At 35.1% G+C, this 15,749-nt stretch carries 15 protein-coding genes; 13 read left to right on the top strand and 2 right to left on the bottom strand.

What is annotated here, in order from left to right:
* Positions 1-159 precede the first annotated feature (159 nt).
* From AQ616_RS15095 to AQ616_RS15035, 13 genes are all read left to right on the top strand, one after another.
* A complete protein-coding gene (locus tag AQ616_RS15095; RefSeq protein ID WP_069686152.1) occupies positions 160-1,641 on the top strand; it encodes a tagaturonate epimerase family protein in 1,482 nt (493 codons plus the stop codon).
* 13 nt (positions 1,642-1,654) lie between these two features.
* Positions 1,655-3,073 carry a glucuronate isomerase gene (gene uxaC, locus AQ616_RS15090; RefSeq protein ID WP_017795434.1) on the top strand — a complete coding sequence of 473 codons (1,419 nt, stop codon included), beginning with the start codon at positions 1,655-1,657 and terminating at the stop codon, positions 3,071-3,073.
* Positions 3,074-3,369: 296 nt separating this feature from the next.
* Entirely contained in the window at positions 3,370-4,959 is a 1,590-nt protein-coding gene (locus AQ616_RS15085; RefSeq protein WP_069686151.1) for an L-lactate permease, read from the top strand.
* 81 nt (positions 4,960-5,040) lie between these two features.
* On the top strand, positions 5,041-5,751 hold the full coding sequence (locus tag AQ616_RS15080) for a FadR/GntR family transcriptional regulator (RefSeq protein WP_069686150.1): 711 nt from the start codon (positions 5,041-5,043) through the stop codon (positions 5,749-5,751).
* A 43-nt stretch (positions 5,752-5,794) separates the two neighbouring features.
* Positions 5,795-6,529 carry a (Fe-S)-binding protein gene (locus AQ616_RS15075; protein WP_069686149.1) on the top strand — a complete coding sequence of 245 codons (735 nt, stop codon included), beginning with the start codon at positions 5,795-5,797 and terminating at the stop codon, positions 6,527-6,529.
* Positions 6,526-7,962 (top strand): LutB/LldF family L-lactate oxidation iron-sulfur protein, encoded by a 1,437-nt coding sequence (locus AQ616_RS15070; RefSeq protein ID WP_017795438.1) that lies wholly within the window; start codon positions 6,526-6,528, stop codon positions 7,960-7,962. The genes AQ616_RS15075 and AQ616_RS15070 overlap by 4 nt, the downstream gene beginning before the upstream one ends.
* Positions 7,949-8,656: a LutC/YkgG family protein gene (locus AQ616_RS15065; RefSeq protein ID WP_069686148.1), complete on the top strand. Its 708-nt coding sequence runs from the start codon at positions 7,949-7,951 to the stop codon at positions 8,654-8,656. The genes AQ616_RS15070 and AQ616_RS15065 overlap by 14 nt, the downstream gene beginning before the upstream one ends.
* Before the next feature lie 382 nt (positions 8,657-9,038).
* Positions 9,039-9,938, top strand: a complete 900-nt coding sequence (locus AQ616_RS15060; RefSeq protein WP_069686147.1) for a cupin domain-containing protein — start codon at positions 9,039-9,041, stop codon at positions 9,936-9,938.
* A gap of 154 nt (positions 9,939-10,092) precedes the next feature.
* Positions 10,093-10,680 (top strand): dihydrofolate reductase family protein, encoded by a 588-nt coding sequence (locus AQ616_RS15055; protein WP_168156649.1) that lies wholly within the window; start codon positions 10,093-10,095, stop codon positions 10,678-10,680.
* A gap of 1 nt (position 10,681) precedes the next feature.
* Positions 10,682-11,284 carry a dihydrofolate reductase family protein gene (locus AQ616_RS15050; protein WP_069686145.1) on the top strand — a complete coding sequence of 201 codons (603 nt, stop codon included), beginning with the start codon at positions 10,682-10,684 and terminating at the stop codon, positions 11,282-11,284.
* An 88-nt stretch (positions 11,285-11,372) separates the two neighbouring features.
* Positions 11,373-11,744, top strand: coding sequence for a hypothetical protein (locus AQ616_RS15045; protein ID WP_069686144.1), 372 nt, complete (start codon positions 11,373-11,375; stop codon positions 11,742-11,744).
* Positions 11,745-12,119: 375 nt separating this feature from the next.
* The gene (locus AQ616_RS15040; RefSeq protein ID WP_017795445.1) at positions 12,120-12,968 is read left to right on the top strand and encodes a GNAT family N-acetyltransferase; all 849 of its coding nucleotides are present in this window, start codon (positions 12,120-12,122) and stop codon (positions 12,966-12,968) included.
* A gap of 30 nt (positions 12,969-12,998) precedes the next feature.
* Positions 12,999-13,448, top strand: coding sequence for a GNAT family N-acetyltransferase (locus tag AQ616_RS15035; RefSeq protein ID WP_069686143.1), 450 nt, complete (start codon positions 12,999-13,001; stop codon positions 13,446-13,448).
* A 143-nt stretch (positions 13,449-13,591) separates the two neighbouring features.
* Here AQ616_RS15035 and AQ616_RS15030 read toward each other — a convergent pair whose 3' ends face one another.
* Positions 13,592-14,083 (bottom strand): GyrI-like domain-containing protein, encoded by a 492-nt coding sequence (locus AQ616_RS15030; protein WP_017795447.1) that lies wholly within the window; start codon positions 14,081-14,083, stop codon positions 13,592-13,594.
* 269 nt (positions 14,084-14,352) lie between these two features.
* Complete coding sequence (locus AQ616_RS15025; RefSeq protein WP_069686142.1) at positions 14,353-15,657, bottom strand: lysine N(6)-hydroxylase/L-ornithine N(5)-oxygenase family protein; 1,305 nt, start codon at positions 15,655-15,657, stop codon at positions 14,353-14,355.
* Between the last annotated feature and the right edge of the window lie 92 nt (positions 15,658-15,749).

Here is a 15,749-nt window from a genome sequence, read left to right as displayed (position 1 = left end):
TCTTTTATGGTTCCACCCTTGCACCCATCTAACTGTTTTTAGCAATTAAGCATGAATTATATTAAACATTTTTTAGAAAAGGTTGTTAAATCTAAATATTTGTATTATTATAAAATAACAACGTTGTTATTATGTAGTAAAAGAAAGGGGTAGTTTTCCATAGAAACTTTATTAAGTAATTTAAAATTAGGTGAAATTGGAGAGGGAACTGAGAACATAAAAATATACAAACGATCATTTACACATTATCAAGGAACATTTCTTTTGATGATAAAAGAAAGCGCTAACAAATTTTTGTTAGCATCGGGTGAAGGACCATTATATAGAGAATTAAATGGGCAAGAAATTGGTGATGAGGGTAAAGTTTGTCCGTTGACTCACCATAATCGATTGGTGTTAAATCGCTATTTTGATTATACAGTACCAAGTGCATTTGGAAAAAACACAGCAACTATAGGGCTCGGTGACCGACTTGGAATAGCTTCCCCTGGTCACATTGAAGCAATTAAAAATCGAGATGTAAAACCGATATTAGGTCAGCAAAGTATCCGCGAGCTAACTTTAACAAAACGTACTATGGAAGATATGATTGATACAGCAACATTTGCCGTATTTCAAGAAGGATATAAAGACGGGTTTGGGATAGATGCAGACCATATTAAAAAAGAGGAAGATATTAAACGTTCACTAGAATTAGGAGTAACCATGCTGACACTAGATTGCTCAGATTATATTCAAAAAGACGTGGAGTCAGCATCTAAAAAACAAGTGCAAGATGAATTTGCGAAGCTAGATGTAAAACTTAAAAAATATTACCTTAATACCTATTCCAATCAAGTGTTTTCTCTCAAAACGAGAAAAATAGCAGTTAATGAAATTGATGTTATGCGCAATGTTTTAATATACGGAAAAGCGGTTGCTTACATGATACATGTATTTAACACTTATGTTCGACATTTAGATAGAGATTTTGATTTTGAAATATCGATTGATGAAACAGAGGCGATTACTTCTCCAGAAGCACATTTTTTTGTTGCAAATGAGTTGCGAAAGTCTCAAGTTGAAGTAACCAGTCTTGCTCCTAGATTTTGTGGAGAGTTTCAAAAAGGAATTGACTATATTGGTGATATAGATCAATTTGAAAAGGAACTAAGTGAACATGTAGATATTGCAAAACATTTTGGTTATAAATTAAGCATTCATTCCGGAAGCGATAAATTTTCTGTATTTCCAATTATTTCAAAGCATACAGAAAGGATTTTACACATTAAAACAGCCGGTACTTCATGGCTAGAGGCATTAAGGGTAATTGCGAATAAGAATCCATCGTTATATAGAAAGATACATGCTTATGCTGAAAAAAATGTAGAGCAGGCTTTGAAATACTATCACATTACTCCAAATTTTGAAGCGATTACTCCTCTTGAAGACACAAAGGATTCAATGCTTTCTGAGTATCTTAATGATGATAATGCGAGACAATTACTGCATATCACGTACGGATTGATTTTAACTGCAAATAGAAATGAGAGTTCTCTTTTTAAGGATGAAATATATTCGATGCTAAGTGAAAATGAAGATGTTTATCGTGAATATCTTATTAAACATATAGGTAAACATGTGGAAACATTAGATCTATAAAGGAGGATTTATGGTGAAAAAGTTTATGGATGATAATTTCTTACTAAGCAACAATATTGCAGAAGATTTATTTCATAATTATGCTAAAAATATGCCAATCATTGACTACCATTGCCATTTAAGTCCAAAAGAAATTTATATGAATAAAAGGTATTCAAACATTACAGAAGTTTGGCTGTATGGAGATCATTATAAATGGAGAGCGATGCGAGCAGCAGGTGTAGATGAGTCACTTATAACTGGTGATGCAAATGATTATGATAGATTTATGGCTTGGGCTGAAACAGTTCCTAAATTAATTGGTAACCCGCTATATAATTGGACTCACCTTGAGTTACAAAGATATTTTGGTATAAATGAAATTTTAAATAAGGAATCCGGACCATCAATTTGGAAGAAGGTAAATAAACTTTTAATCCGTGATGATTTTGGTGTTAGAGATTTAATTAATCGGTCTAATGTACAAGTCGTTTGTACAACTGACGATCCAATTGATGACTTATCCTTTCATCAGATGTTAGTTGAAGATGACGAATTTTCGGTAAAGGTGTTACCCGGTTTTCGGCCAGATAAAGCAATAGAAATAAATCAGGATGGGTTTATTGACTATGTAGATTTGCTTGAAAAAGTTACTTCTCATTCTACAAAAACATATGATGGTTTTTTAAGAGCTCTTAGATCTAGAATAGATTATTTTCATCAAAATGGATGCAGAGTCTCTGATCATGCATTAAATACGATGATGTTTACGGAAACAACGAAAGAAAACGCCAGCAATTATTATGAAAAAGCTATTAGTGGTCAGAAAATTTCTCTTAAAGAAGAAAGTGATTTTAAGAGCTTCACACTAGTATTTTTAGGAGAACAATATGCAGAAAAAGAATGGGTAATGCAATATCATATAAATGCATTGCGTAATAATAATTCTAGAATGTACAATTATCTTGGACCAGATACTGGATACGATGCCATGAATGACGAAGTAATTTCTAAACCATTAGTAAATCTATTAAATGAGCTTGAAAAGAAGGATAGACTTCCAAAAACGATTTTATATTCCCTTAATCCAAATGATAATCCTGTTATTGCCTCTATAATCGGAAGTTTTCAAAGTGGGAGAGTTCCAGGAAAGCTCCAATTTGGAACAGCATGGTGGTTTAATGATACAAAATCAGGGATGATAAAACAAATGCAAACATTAGCAGATATTGGTGTGTTCAGCCAATTTATTGGTATGCTTACCGATTCAAGAAGCTTTTTATCGTATCCTAGGCATGAATACTTTAGGCGCTTAGTTTGCTCCCTGGTTGGTGAATGGGTTTATAACGGTGAAGTTCCTTACGACCTAAAATTACTAGGAAAGATTATTCAAGATATATCCTACTACAATGCAGCAAGATATTTTGACTTTGGGCTTATATCAGATGAATAATCATAAGGTGGTTGTTTTGATACAAAACAACCACCTTAATTTAAATTGCTTGCGGTTGTTGATGAAGTGGCTAGGTTTTTGAGAGTATGCTACTTTAAATAGATAATATATAGAATAAACAAGAGTTTATTATAGTTGTAATTTTTCTAAATGGAAGGAAGAATCATAGAAAAAATAATATAATACTATCTTGAATTCTTATAAATATCAGAGTAAACTATAAATAAGGTCATCAGATGACCTTATTTATTTTGTCATCTATGAAATCGCTTCATTGGGGAGAAAGAGGGGTTTTGATGTATTTACTTATAGCACTAAGTGCGATTATTGCACCGTTTATTTTTTTAGTGTTATTACGTTTTCCGGCAACAAAAGGAATGACGTGGAGTGCGTTAATTGTAATTTTATTCGCAATTACTGTATGGGGAATGGAAGGGGAAGTTATTGTATCATCTATTTTCCAGGGGACGCATAAAACATTAACTATTTTATGGATTTTATTTGGAGCACTTGTATTGTTGAATACTCTCCGCAATACGGGAGCAGTTGATCGAATTAATCAAGGTTTTCAAAGTATTTCAGCAGACATGCGAGTTCAAGTGATTATTGTTGCTTTTTTATTTGGGGCTTTAATTGAAGGGGCAGCGGGATTTGGTACTCCTGCAATGGTAACCGGACCTTTGTTAGTAGCACTAGGTATTAGGCCATTGGCAGCAGCTACAATTGCTTTAGTAGCGGATAGTGCTTCGGTTGCTTTTGGAGCTGTAGGAACACCGATTGCCGTTGGATTAAGTAATGTTCCTATAGCAAATGCTACGTTCTATGATGATATCGGTATCATGGTAACAACATTGGATCTTTTTGCTGGTACCTTTATTCCATTTGTATTGGTTATATTATTAACCATCTTCTTTGGAAAAAACAAAAGTCTCAAGCAAGCTTTACCTATGCTTCCATGGTCTCTAGTGGTTGGTCTCTCCTATACAGGTTCTGCTTTATTATATGCAGTTGTATTTGGACAAGAATTTGTTGCCATATTGGCTTCGCTAACAGCATTAGTCATCGCTACACTTACAGCAAAAAAAGGATGGATATTACCAAAAGAAACGTGGAGAGAGGCTGTGCGAGAAGGGTTTGTGGTTAAGGAAAAGAAATCAGAGATGGGTATTATAGCAGCTTGGTCACCGTATGTTGTTGTCGTTGTTTTGTTACTTATGACTAGAATTATTCCTTGGCTAACCGAATATACACAATCAGCAATAGATTTATCTTGGACGAATATTTTGGGTGTAGAAGGTGTTTCATCCAATTGGGAGTTTCTGTACTCGCCAGGTACGATATTGGCAGTGGCAGCGGTTCTATCTGTATTTTTACATAAAAAATCGTTCCGGACCTTTTTAACCGCATCTAAAGACTCACTATCAACCATGAAGACAACATCCATTTCATTAATTGCTACCTTAGCAATGGTTCATGTATTTACGAATTCGGGAATGAATCTCAATGAACTAGCAAGCATGCCACAATACATTGCAGAATCATTAGCAAATTCATTAGGATTTATTTGGTTGCTTGTTGCGCCATTTTTAGGAGAATTAGGTTCTTTCATTACAGGAAGTGCTACGGTATCTACACTTACATTTTCTCCGATTCAATATAGTGTAGCGAATCAAATAGGATTGGATGTAAATGCAGTGCTTGCAGCTCAGGTAATTGGAGCGGGAGCTGGCAATATGATTTGTGTGCATAATGTTGTTGCAGCTAGTGCCGTAGTAGGGCTGAGTGGTAAAGAAGGGGATATTATACGAAAGACCTTACTTCCTGCCATTCTTTATGCATTAATTGTTGGAATCGTTGGATTTATTATTGCTCATTTCTTTTTATAGATTATCGTGGTCCTTACCATCAGCTTTTCAAACCGGTTCGTTTCCATTAAAATGGTCTCAAGCGATGAGGAGTTGAAATAAATGGAGTATAAACGTATTAAATCCAAAAAAATATATGAACAAGTTGCAGATTCATTAATAGATATGATTAAACAAGGACGTATACAGCCTGGAGATAAACTAGATTCTGTAGAACAATTAGCACAAAACTTTGGAGTAGGAAGATCTGCTATTCGTGAAGCACTAAGTGGCTTAAGATCTATGGGATTAGTAGAAATGAGGCAAGGTGAAGGTACATTTATTAATACCTTTAATCCAAAAAGATTCACACTACCTGTAAGTACAGCATTTCTCATGAAACAAGATGATGTAAAAGAATTATATCAAGTGCGTAAAATACTTGAAGGTGGTACGGCGAGGTATGCTGCTACCAGCTATGAACAGTTAGATTTAGACAAGATGGAAGAAGCATTAAACGTAATGAAAAATGCTAAAGGGGATGACGTATTAGCAGAACAAGCAGATACAGAATTTCACTTAGCGATTGCCCAAGCGACACATATGGATTTATTAATCCATTTAATGGGCAGTGTGTCTGATTTGATGTCAGAGACAATTCGAGAAACTAGACAGATTTTATTATATTCAGAAGACCGAGCGGATGCGCTATATGAAGAGCATGCACGCATATATCAGGCAATAAAAAATAGACAACCAAATGAAGCGAGAGACGCAATGTATGATCATTTAGAAAAAGTAGAAATGCTCTTGTTTAAAAATCTAGATATGTAATTCTAGCCTCGGTCATAGTTTAAATTAGAAGAGGTGTAACCAAATGAAAGTATCGTTATTCATTACATGTGTGAGTGATATTGTATTTGCAGATGTAGGTAAACATACTGTGGAAATTTTAGAACGAGTAGGTTGTGAAGTTGATTTTCCAGCTGCGCAGACATGCTGTGGTCAACCTGCCTATAACAGCGGCTACCTACAAGAAGCTAAAAAATCAATGAAACAGATGATTAAAGCATTTAAAAATTCAGAGTATGTAGTTGGTCCTTCTGGATCTTGCGTAGGGATGTTAAAAGAATACCCTCATATTTTTCAAGGGGATCCAGAATGGGAACAACCTGCTATTGATCTTGCGAATAAAAGCTATGAAATTACTCAATTTTTAGTAGATGTATTAGGAGTAACGGATTTAGGCTCAACTTTCAAAGGAAGAGTTACGTACCACCCTTCCTGTCACATGACGAGGGTACTAGGAGTAAAAGACGCACCACAAAAACTATTGCAAAGCGTAAAAGGTATTGATTTTGTTGAACTTCCTGTAAAAGAGGATTGCTGTGGATTCGGTGGAACTTTCTCCGTGAAAAACCCGGAAATATCAAGAGAAATGGTAAAAGAGAAGTCTCAGCATGTGTCCGAAACAAAGGCTGAATACCTAGTAGGTGGAGATATGGGTTGCTTAATGAATATCGGTGGCAGAATGCGCCGTGAAGGTAAAGATGTCAAGGTGGTTCACATTACAGAAATACTAAATACACATAGTGAAGGAGGAATAGCATGAGCGTAAAAATTGGTGATGTTTCCTATAAAGATCGAATTGATAAGGGAATTGAAAACGACTTTATGCGTCAAGCCGTTTCTTCGGCACAAGGGAGATTTCGTAAGGGACGACTTTCCCAAGCAGAGGAGTTAGGAAATTGGGAAGATTGGCGCCAACTAGGTTCGGAGATTCGAACACATACATTAGAAAATATAGATTACTATCTTTATCAATTGAGTGAACAAGTAGAGAAACGCGGAGGTAACGTATTTTTCGCACAAACTGCTGAAGAAGCCAATGAATATATTGAAAATGTTGTGAAAAAGAAACAAGCGAAAAAAGTTGTAAAAACAAAATCCATGGTTACCGAAGAAATTGGATTAAATGAAGCTTTAGAAAAATCGGGTGCAGAAGTAGTTGAATCTGATTTAGGTGAATGGATCCTCCAATTAGATGAGGATCCTCCATCGCATATTGTTACACCTGCTTTGCATAAAAACCGTCAACAAATTCGTGAAACATTTGCAGATAAACGTGGATATGATAAGACAGATTCACCAGAAGAACTGGCAGCCTTTGCCCGTGAGCAACTACGTCACGATTTTCTAACTGCTGATGTCGGTATAACAGGTTGTAACTTCGCTATTGCAGAATCTGGAGCAATTACATTAGTAACCAATGAAGGTAATGCAGAAATGGTTACTTCACTACCAGATACACAGATTACAGTGATGGGGATGGAACGATTAGTGCCAACATGGGAGGACATGGAAGTACTTGTTAGTTTACTAACACGTGCAGCAGTTGGTCAAAAGCTTACAAGTTATATTACAGCCTACACCGGAACTAGATTGGAAGAAGAGATAGATGGTCCAAATGATTATCATCTTGTAATTGTTGATAATGGTAGATCCAAGATATTAGGAACAGAATTTCAATCTGCACTTCATTGTATTCGCTGTGCTGCATGTATTAACGTATGCCCAGTTTATCGTCATGTAGGTGGTCATGCGTATAACTCTATTTATCCAGGTCCAATTGGTGCCGTATTAACACCGCTTCTCGATGGATATGACGATCATAAGGAATTACCATATGCTTCTTCTCTTTGTGCAGCCTGTACAGAAGCTTGTCCGGTGAAAATTCCATTGCATGAGCAATTAATTCGTCATCGTGAAATCATTGTAGAGGAGGAAAAGAAATCTCCAGTTTCCGAAAAAATTATGATGAAAGGTTTTGCTCAATGGGCTTCGAATCCAGCAGCTTATAAGTTAAGTACGAAAGTGGCTAGGACCGCATTAAAACCATGGACAAAAGATGAGTTTGTCGAGAATGGACCAGGACCATTAAAAGGTTGGACAGATGTACGTGACTTTCCTGCTCCAGGTAAACAATCTTTCCGTGCTTGGTGGAATGAACGTGCGAAGGGAGAAAAGCAAAATGCCAATTCATAATCGAGATAAATTTTTAAGTAATTTAGCTGCTAACCTTGGCCGACCTCGAAAAACAGAAGGCGTAGAAAGACCGGAGTATAGTGTGCAGCCACAATATGAAGTTCTACAAGGAGCTTCGCAAGATGAGTTAATTGACGTATTAGAAAAACATTGCGAAGTCATCCATACAGACTTTGTGCGCACGAGTAAACAGGAGCTACCTAATGTTGTACGACAAACTATTGATCGATATGCAGCAAAGTCCATCATTGCTTCTAATGATAAACGTAACGTGGAATATGGGATGGATCAAGCTTATAATCAGTATGAGTATGCAGAAGAACTAGATATGCATATTTGGGATGCTTCTATTGGTAAAGAAAACCAGGTTATTGCAGAGAAAGCGGATGTTGGAATTTCCTTTAGTGATATGACACTTGCAGAGTCAGGAACGGTAACCTTAAAGAACGATAAAAATAATGGTAGATCGATAAGTTTAATGCCTAAAAGTTATATCGCTATTATTCCAAAAGAAACAATTGTACCTCGAATGACCCAAGCAGCAAAACAAATTCATGATGATCATGTCAATGGAATAGAGACACCTTCAAGTGTTTGTTTTGTCACAGGGCCTAGTAATAGCGCCGATATTGAAATGAATTTAATTGTAGGTGTCCATGGTCCAGTAAATGTTACGTATATTGTGGTAGATTAGAAAGAAGTTTTTTAAGAAACTTCAATCGTTTTTTAAATGAAATTTAGCAATTAAGAAATTGATTTGAATATAAAAATACGACAATTCAATAATAAATCGAGAGAATTCATTAGATTAACAGATACATGATAGCAGATGAAATATGAGAGATTCCTAGAAATAGAGAATTCAATTACAAAGCATTAATGTTTGTATATTGAAAAGGATGGGGACATAATCATATTTCATCTGCTTTTTTTATTTAGAATTGCTTTTTTACATCTTTTTGTAAGTTATTTTCTGTAGTTACTCTCCCTTTTAAATCAGTAATTAAAATAAGAACGATTTCCTCATGTGGGCATATGCTGATTTTAGATTCTATGAAAGGTGGGTTAATGAATACATGTATTATATTCCATATTATCCAAATGATCTTCGTTATGCTTCTCAGTCTCCCTTAATTACGGAAAAAGAGAAAGAAAAGTTAGCAGAAATCACATTAGAGAACTTACAAAAAGATGCTGTAACCATTCAATTATTAGATCAGTTAAGCTCATCTATGAATGAACAACAATACTTGAATACACTAAATTACACACGTGAGGTCAAATTGAGAAACATAAATCAATTGGATTATTTATATAGAAATATCACTGGTAATGCCCCGAATTATCAGAAATCCAGTGAAGCAAGCAGAAATACAGAAATAGGCATACAAGATGTTGTAGAACGATGTATAGAAGATTATGAAGAAAATTATAAAGCTAGTCTAAGAAGTAGTAGCTCGGTTGTTCAACAATTATACTATCAATTATCTTCCGTAGGTTATATGGCTGCTAACCAATTGTATAATTATCATAATTCGAGAAATAGTGAATTAGGCATCACTCTGAATAGACAGTTGGAAGATCAGGGTGGATACCCATTTGTTATTGATATAGAGGAAGCCGCTGAACAAAATACAGCTTACCGTACAGCAATTTGGACCGGAGAACATTTACAAGTCACATTAATGAGCATTCCTATTGGTGATAATATCGGTTTAGAAGTACATCCAACTCACGATCAATTCGTTCGAATAGAAGATGGAGACGGGTTGGTTCAGATGGGGAGTCAAGAGAATAATTTAACATACCGACGACAACTTTCTGATAGTAGTGCTGTGATGATACCTGCAGGAACGTGGCATAATATAACTAATACAGGAGGTGAACCACTGAAATTATACACCATTTACGCCCCACCAGAACATCCTTTTGGTACTCTACATCAGACAAAAGCGGATGCACTCGCTTCAGAATAAATAAGAATATGCTAAAAACGCATGAAATCAGAGCTCATGCGTTTTTTTATAATAAAAGGAGAGTAATTTCAACTTGTTCGCAAATAAAAAGAAATAGGGCATGGGTAATTGTGGTACATTCCTTTATAAGCAATTAATAGAAAGGGGGAAAAGGGTGAGTAGGAAAATTATTTATTCACAAATGGTTTCATTAGATGGCTTTATTGAGGGGATTAATGGTGAATTGGACTGGAGCATACCAAGTGATGAATTATTTCGATTTATAAATAAGCAGGAGGAAAATATAGACGCACATTTATATGGAAGGAAAATGTATGAAAATATGTCTATATGGCCAAGTAAAGGACAATCGCCAAATGCTTCACAAGAAGAGAAGGATTGGGCAAAACACTGGATGAACGTAAAAAAATATGTGATATCAAGTAAATTAAAGCAAGAGGATCTTAAATGGAATACAGAGTTGCTGAATGGTGATATGGTGTCATCCGTCTTACAATTAAAAGGAACTACAGGCAGGGATGTTTCTCTAGGTGGGGCGAGTTTAGCTAGAGAATTTATTCATCATGACTTAGTAGATGAAATTTGGTTATTTATTTTCCCAATATTGCTTGGTGATGGCAAGCCAATGTTTCCTATTATGCCAAATCAAAGAAAATATTATTTAAAAGAGTACAAGCGATTTGATGAGACTGTTTTTTTAAACTATGCACGAATAAATAACATTCTAAAGGGAGATTTATAGTATGGGAAAGGTGTATGTAGATATTTCCATGTCACTAGATGGGTATATCACTGGAAAAGATGATTCTATGCAACAACCATTGGGAATAAGTGGAGAAGCATTACAGAATTGGATGTTTCAAGGATCATTTGCTAGTGAATACAATGCTTTTTTTACCATGTCTGAAATAAATCGACGTGTATTTGATAAACCAATCGGGTCGTTAGGTGCAATCATGGTAGGAAGAAGAACCTTTGATATCGTAAACGGATGGAATGGCAGTCATCCAATAGCAGGTATTCCTATCGTAGTTGTAACACATGAACCACCGAACGAATACGCGAAAAAAGATACAACATTTCATTTTGTAAGTGGTATTCATCAGGCAATTGATACTGCAAGACAAATTGCTGGGGATAAGGAGATTAGTATTGGAAGTGCAAGTATCGCACAGCAATGTTTAGCAGAAAAACTAGTAGATGAACTACATTTACATATTGCGCCTGTACTATTAGGAGATGGTAAGAAATTATTTGCAAGAAACAATCAACAAACTCCACTTAAATTAATAAAAGCAATTGATGGGGAATTAGTCACCCATCTTTATTATCAGATAATTTCATAGGCAACTGAAAAAGGATTAACCTCCTCTCGTATGGGTATATTGCAAAATACTGAATAGTATGAATGTATTAACGGGAGGGGATTGTTGTATGTCTATCAAATTAAAGCGTAATACTGGGATGATGGGTGGAGCAACTCGAATTATCGTTAAAGCTGACAGCAAGAAGTTGACAAGTTTAAAGCAGAATGAGGAAACACTCGTCGACTTGCCTGAAGAACAAGCGAAAATTACTGCGAACCAATGGTTTTTGGGAAGTAAGCCAACATCAGTAAAAGATGGTGACAACGTGGTAGTGCGCATGAACAACTCTGCCCTTTTATTATATATCATTTCCATGGTTGCATTATTCACCGGTTTGTTTACCAGCAATTTAATTATCCTCATTATTGGAATCGTATTAATTTTTATTACTACTATTTTTGCAATTAAAAATTGGTTTGTGGTTAATGTGGAATCCTAATATAATACGCACTAATCTATATTATTGAGTGGAATCAAAGAAAGACTGGAACGAGAGGTGCTCTAACACCAAAAAATCCGAAGGAGTATAAGAAAGTCGATAATAAAGTCGTTCTAAAACCCAAACGGAGCTAGAAAATTGGAAAGAGTAGTAAATAGACTTGTTCTATAAATCAAACTAGGTTGACAAATTGGGTAAAGTATTTCTATAAAATTAATAAGTCTCCTATTCCTAACAAATAATGGGCTAGTGGTTAAATCGATAATTGACATTTATTGGCGAAGAATAAAATAGCATTTAAAACATTCTGAAAAATAAAACGGATTCGTGTATAATAATTTAAGTAATAAAGGTATACGTATGGAGGCGAACAAATTGGAATTAATAAAAGCAACGTCATATTCGAACCTAGCCGCTTTTCTAGCAAAAGTAAATTCTAACCCTGCAAAAAAGTGTGGCTATATTGGTGAGGATCTTAATCAGATCGAAGAAGTGTTGGTAGAGGATTTTAAACTAGATGAGATAATCATTGCGGTTGAGGGAGACCAAATTGTAGGTATGGTTGCTTTTGATTACGAAGATGAAGAAGCAGAAGTTTGGGGTCCAGTCGTAACAAGTGAAAATCCAAATCAAACTGCAAATAAACTCTGGTCTCACCACCCGTTTACAAAACAAAATTGGAACTTACATTTTTTTTACCATGTTAATAACGTTGAAATGAGAACATTTGCGGAAAACTTAAATGCGAGTATACTTGGATATCATACCGTACTGCAATGCAATCAATTAGGTAGCACAGGCAAAACAAATTATGAAGAAATAGATTTAAATAATAAAAAAATGATCGGAAGTTTTAAGACATTACATGATACGCTTTTTCCAGATACATATTATCCAGCTAAAACAATTCTTGAGCGTCTCACGGATGAACATCGATTATTAATACGAACTAATGATGTCAATGATGTAATTGGGTATGCTTATTTAGAAGGCAGTAAACAGTTTAAAGAAGGAAGTGTGGAATTTATAGGCGTTGATTCTGATTATCGAAAACAAGGTGTAGGAAAGCAATTATTACAGCAAAGCATGACACTACTTATGCAAGAGATGGAAATACCATCTTTGTATTTGACAGTTAATGATGAGAATATAGGTGCAATACGTCTTTATGAATCAGTAGGTTTTAGACAGGTGAATAATTTTGTGCACTATGAATTAGGTTGAATATATAAAGGAATTAGAGAGGGAATTTTAATGATACGACGATTAAAAGAGATAGAAAATGCTCCAATGAAACTACTATTATTGGCGGATCCATCTGAAAGTATTGTAATCGAGTATTTGCAAAGAGGCTCTTGTTATGTATTAGAGAAAAATAACCAAGTAATTGGAGAATATGTGCTTATCCCAACAAGACCAGAGACTATAGAAATTGTTAACGTGGCAGTTGATGAAAGCTTTCATGGTCAAGGATTTGGAAAGAAACTTATACTTCATGCAATTGAAGAATCAAAGAAACTTGGATATAAAACGATTGAAATAGGTACGGGTAATAGTGGTGTTAATCAACTAGCATTATACCAAAAATGTGGATTTCGAATGATCGGCATTGATCGTGATTTTTTTGTGCGACATTATGATGAACCGATTTTTGAAAATGGAATTCAGGTAATTGATATGGTTCGTTTATCGATGGATATATAGAAAGTTGGAAACATACAATGACCTCAACTTTAACTGAAGAAAGATGCAGTGCAAAAATCTCAACAAGTTAATCAGCTAGCACATTGAACATCAATGTATATTTCCTTAGTGGAAACTTCATCTGCTTTTTTGCATCTTTCAAATTAATCAATTTGTCTTGTTATAGGAATCATAATATTGAAGTGAGGTTGTTCGAGATCTCGATGTACAGGATAAACTTCATGTTTAATTGGTAAATCATCGTAGTATTCAATGTTCGGTTCAGTGTAAGGGATATAGGTACAATCTTTTAACCAATGATAAATCTTCATATATGTTTTTCCTATATCATCTCCTGCTTGATGAAATGTAATAAGATAAGTTAACTCAGGAATATAAATGTCGATCATACCAAGAGGAATTTCCGTATTTTCTTTCACTTGAAATCCTGAGTAATGTACAAATCCATCTGGCCGAGTATGGTAGGACAGACCAAGTTGTTTTTGAGAATCTATGATGTCTTTTAACTCAGTGGAGCGGTTATACATGTTTTCAATAGTATGTTTTAGCTCGTTGACTTGAGTATATGGCCCCTCCCATTTTAATCCAATTAATCGGTATCCGGGTAAGGTCCTTATATGGAATGTGTCTTCCATATCAATTGCCTCCTTTGCTCCAGAATTTATTTTAATCTATTTTCGACAAATTATAATGATATTCCTTCTTAGTCAAATAAAAAGCTAAAAACTCTAACTTTTTCATCCCGTAAGTAACGGGGCAGTAACCCGCTTAACCAAGAAGTAAGCGGGTTACTGCCAATAAAATGTTTGTTTCTGTTCAGGGCCTTTAGGTTATACCTTTGTGGTATTTATATAGAGTGAGAATGGAGAAGTAACGCCCACACCCCCGTTCAATGAATTTCGCTTTATTCAAATCGCTGAAAAACTGCCTGTTTTGGAATAGGGTAAATACTTTTTCCAGCAATAGAATTAATAATCTTTTGATTGCGAAGTACAGATAAGCCTAAGTTAGTCGCACTAGAACCATGAGAATGCTCCAAGTTAGTTAATGTATAGATATGATTATTGCGTTCCTTTTTAAAAGTTAAACGATAATCTTTGGTCACTTTATACAAATTTTTATCTTCCCATATAATCTGTTCTGAAAAACGTTCTAACCAATCCGGAAGATTCGGCTTATACCCCGTTGCAAGAATGACTTTATCAGAAGTATATGTAAAATCCTCTTTCTTTTGCCATTGCTCGCAGGTTAGCAAATAAGTCGATCGGAACGTATCTTTTTTTATATCCTGGACAGCAGTGGACGATTGGATAGTTACAGATGGATTGGCTGGATGAATAGAACGGTTATACAGAATTTCATAAATCTTATTTAACATGGTCGGCTCGACACCGTTTCGAACACTATCCAATGTTTCCAGTGATTCTTGTCTTCCTTCAAAAGATAATTTATGGAAGTAATCGATAAACTCAGGTGAAAAAACTTCTTTACCAAGACTTGTTTCATCTTTTTGAAAGAACCCACCCGAACGAGTGAACCAGGTTAATTCATAACCATGCTTTTTTTGATCTTTTAACAAATCATAAAAAACCTCTGATGCACTTTGCCCAGAACCGACTACCGTTATAGAATTGGATTTTTTGAGTGAATCTTCAAGATACAAATATCTGCTTGTGTGTGTGACATCTTCATCTGGAAAACCTTGTAATGGTTCAGGGATATTTGGAATACTACCTGTACCTAATACGATATGACGAGAGAAGTAAGATGCTATTGTTTGATCAGCGAGATTTTCCACAACCACTTCAAAATGAGACGGGTTCTCATTTTGATGGTCAATAACATCAACTACGCGCATCCCAAAATAACAGTGATTGAGGTTAGAGACCACCCACTGACAATAATCATTATACTGTTCCCTTGGTATGGTAAAACGATTAAAGAAATAAAATTGATAGAGTTGATTATGTACATGTAAATAGTTTAAAAATGTATGAGGACTTGTAGGATTAGCAAATGTTACTAAGTCTGCTAAAAATGGGGTTTGCATATCCATTCCTTCTATAAGCATGCCCGGATGCCAATTAAACTTCATTTCTTGCTCGAAGAATATTGCATCAACTTCTGCTGTTTCTTCTGTTAAAACAGCAAGGCTTAAATTAAATGGACCAACTCCGATGCCAATTAAGTCGTGTATTTTCTTGTTCATTTGTTTCCTCCGAATAATGTGATTATTTAAAAACATCATATATAATTTATCTATAGTTCAATCTATGTTATTTATTCCCTAATCGAATACGA

The sequence above is a fragment of the Oceanobacillus sp. E9 genome (genome assembly GCF_001741975.1).
Classification (GTDB): Bacteria; Bacillota; Bacilli; order Bacillales; family Amphibacillaceae; genus Oceanobacillus; species Oceanobacillus kimchii.
This window is presented reverse-complemented; position numbering and strand designations above follow the sequence as displayed.

Excerpts from the sequence above, each read along its gene's own strand:
- AQ616_RS15085 (WP_069686151.1), top strand. The coding sequence starts at position 3,370 with ATGTATTTACTTATAGCACTAAGTGCGATTATTGCACCGTTTATTTTT.
- AQ616_RS15080 (WP_069686150.1), top strand. The coding sequence starts at position 5,041 with ATGGAGTATAAACGTATTAAATCCAAAAAAATATATGAACAAGTTGCA.
- AQ616_RS15075 (WP_069686149.1), top strand. The coding sequence starts at position 5,795 with ATGAAAGTATCGTTATTCATTACATGTGTGAGTGATATTGTATTTGCA.
- AQ616_RS15070 (WP_017795438.1), top strand. The coding sequence starts at position 6,526 with ATGAGCGTAAAAATTGGTGATGTTTCCTATAAAGATCGAATTGATAAG.
- AQ616_RS15065 (WP_069686148.1), top strand. The coding sequence starts at position 7,949 with ATGCCAATTCATAATCGAGATAAATTTTTAAGTAATTTAGCTGCTAAC.
- AQ616_RS15060 (WP_069686147.1), top strand. The coding sequence starts at position 9,039 with ATGTATTATATTCCATATTATCCAAATGATCTTCGTTATGCTTCTCAG.
- AQ616_RS15050 (WP_069686145.1), top strand. The coding sequence starts at position 10,682 with ATGGGAAAGGTGTATGTAGATATTTCCATGTCACTAGATGGGTATATC.
- AQ616_RS15045 (WP_069686144.1), top strand. The coding sequence starts at position 11,373 with ATGTCTATCAAATTAAAGCGTAATACTGGGATGATGGGTGGAGCAACT.
- AQ616_RS15035 (WP_069686143.1), top strand. The coding sequence starts at position 12,999 with ATGATACGACGATTAAAAGAGATAGAAAATGCTCCAATGAAACTACTA.
- AQ616_RS15030 (WP_017795447.1), bottom strand. The coding sequence starts at position 14,083 with ATGGAAGACACATTCCATATAAGGACCTTACCCGGATACCGATTAATT.
- AQ616_RS15025 (WP_069686142.1), bottom strand. The coding sequence starts at position 15,657 with ATGAACAAGAAAATACACGACTTAATTGGCATCGGAGTTGGTCCATTT.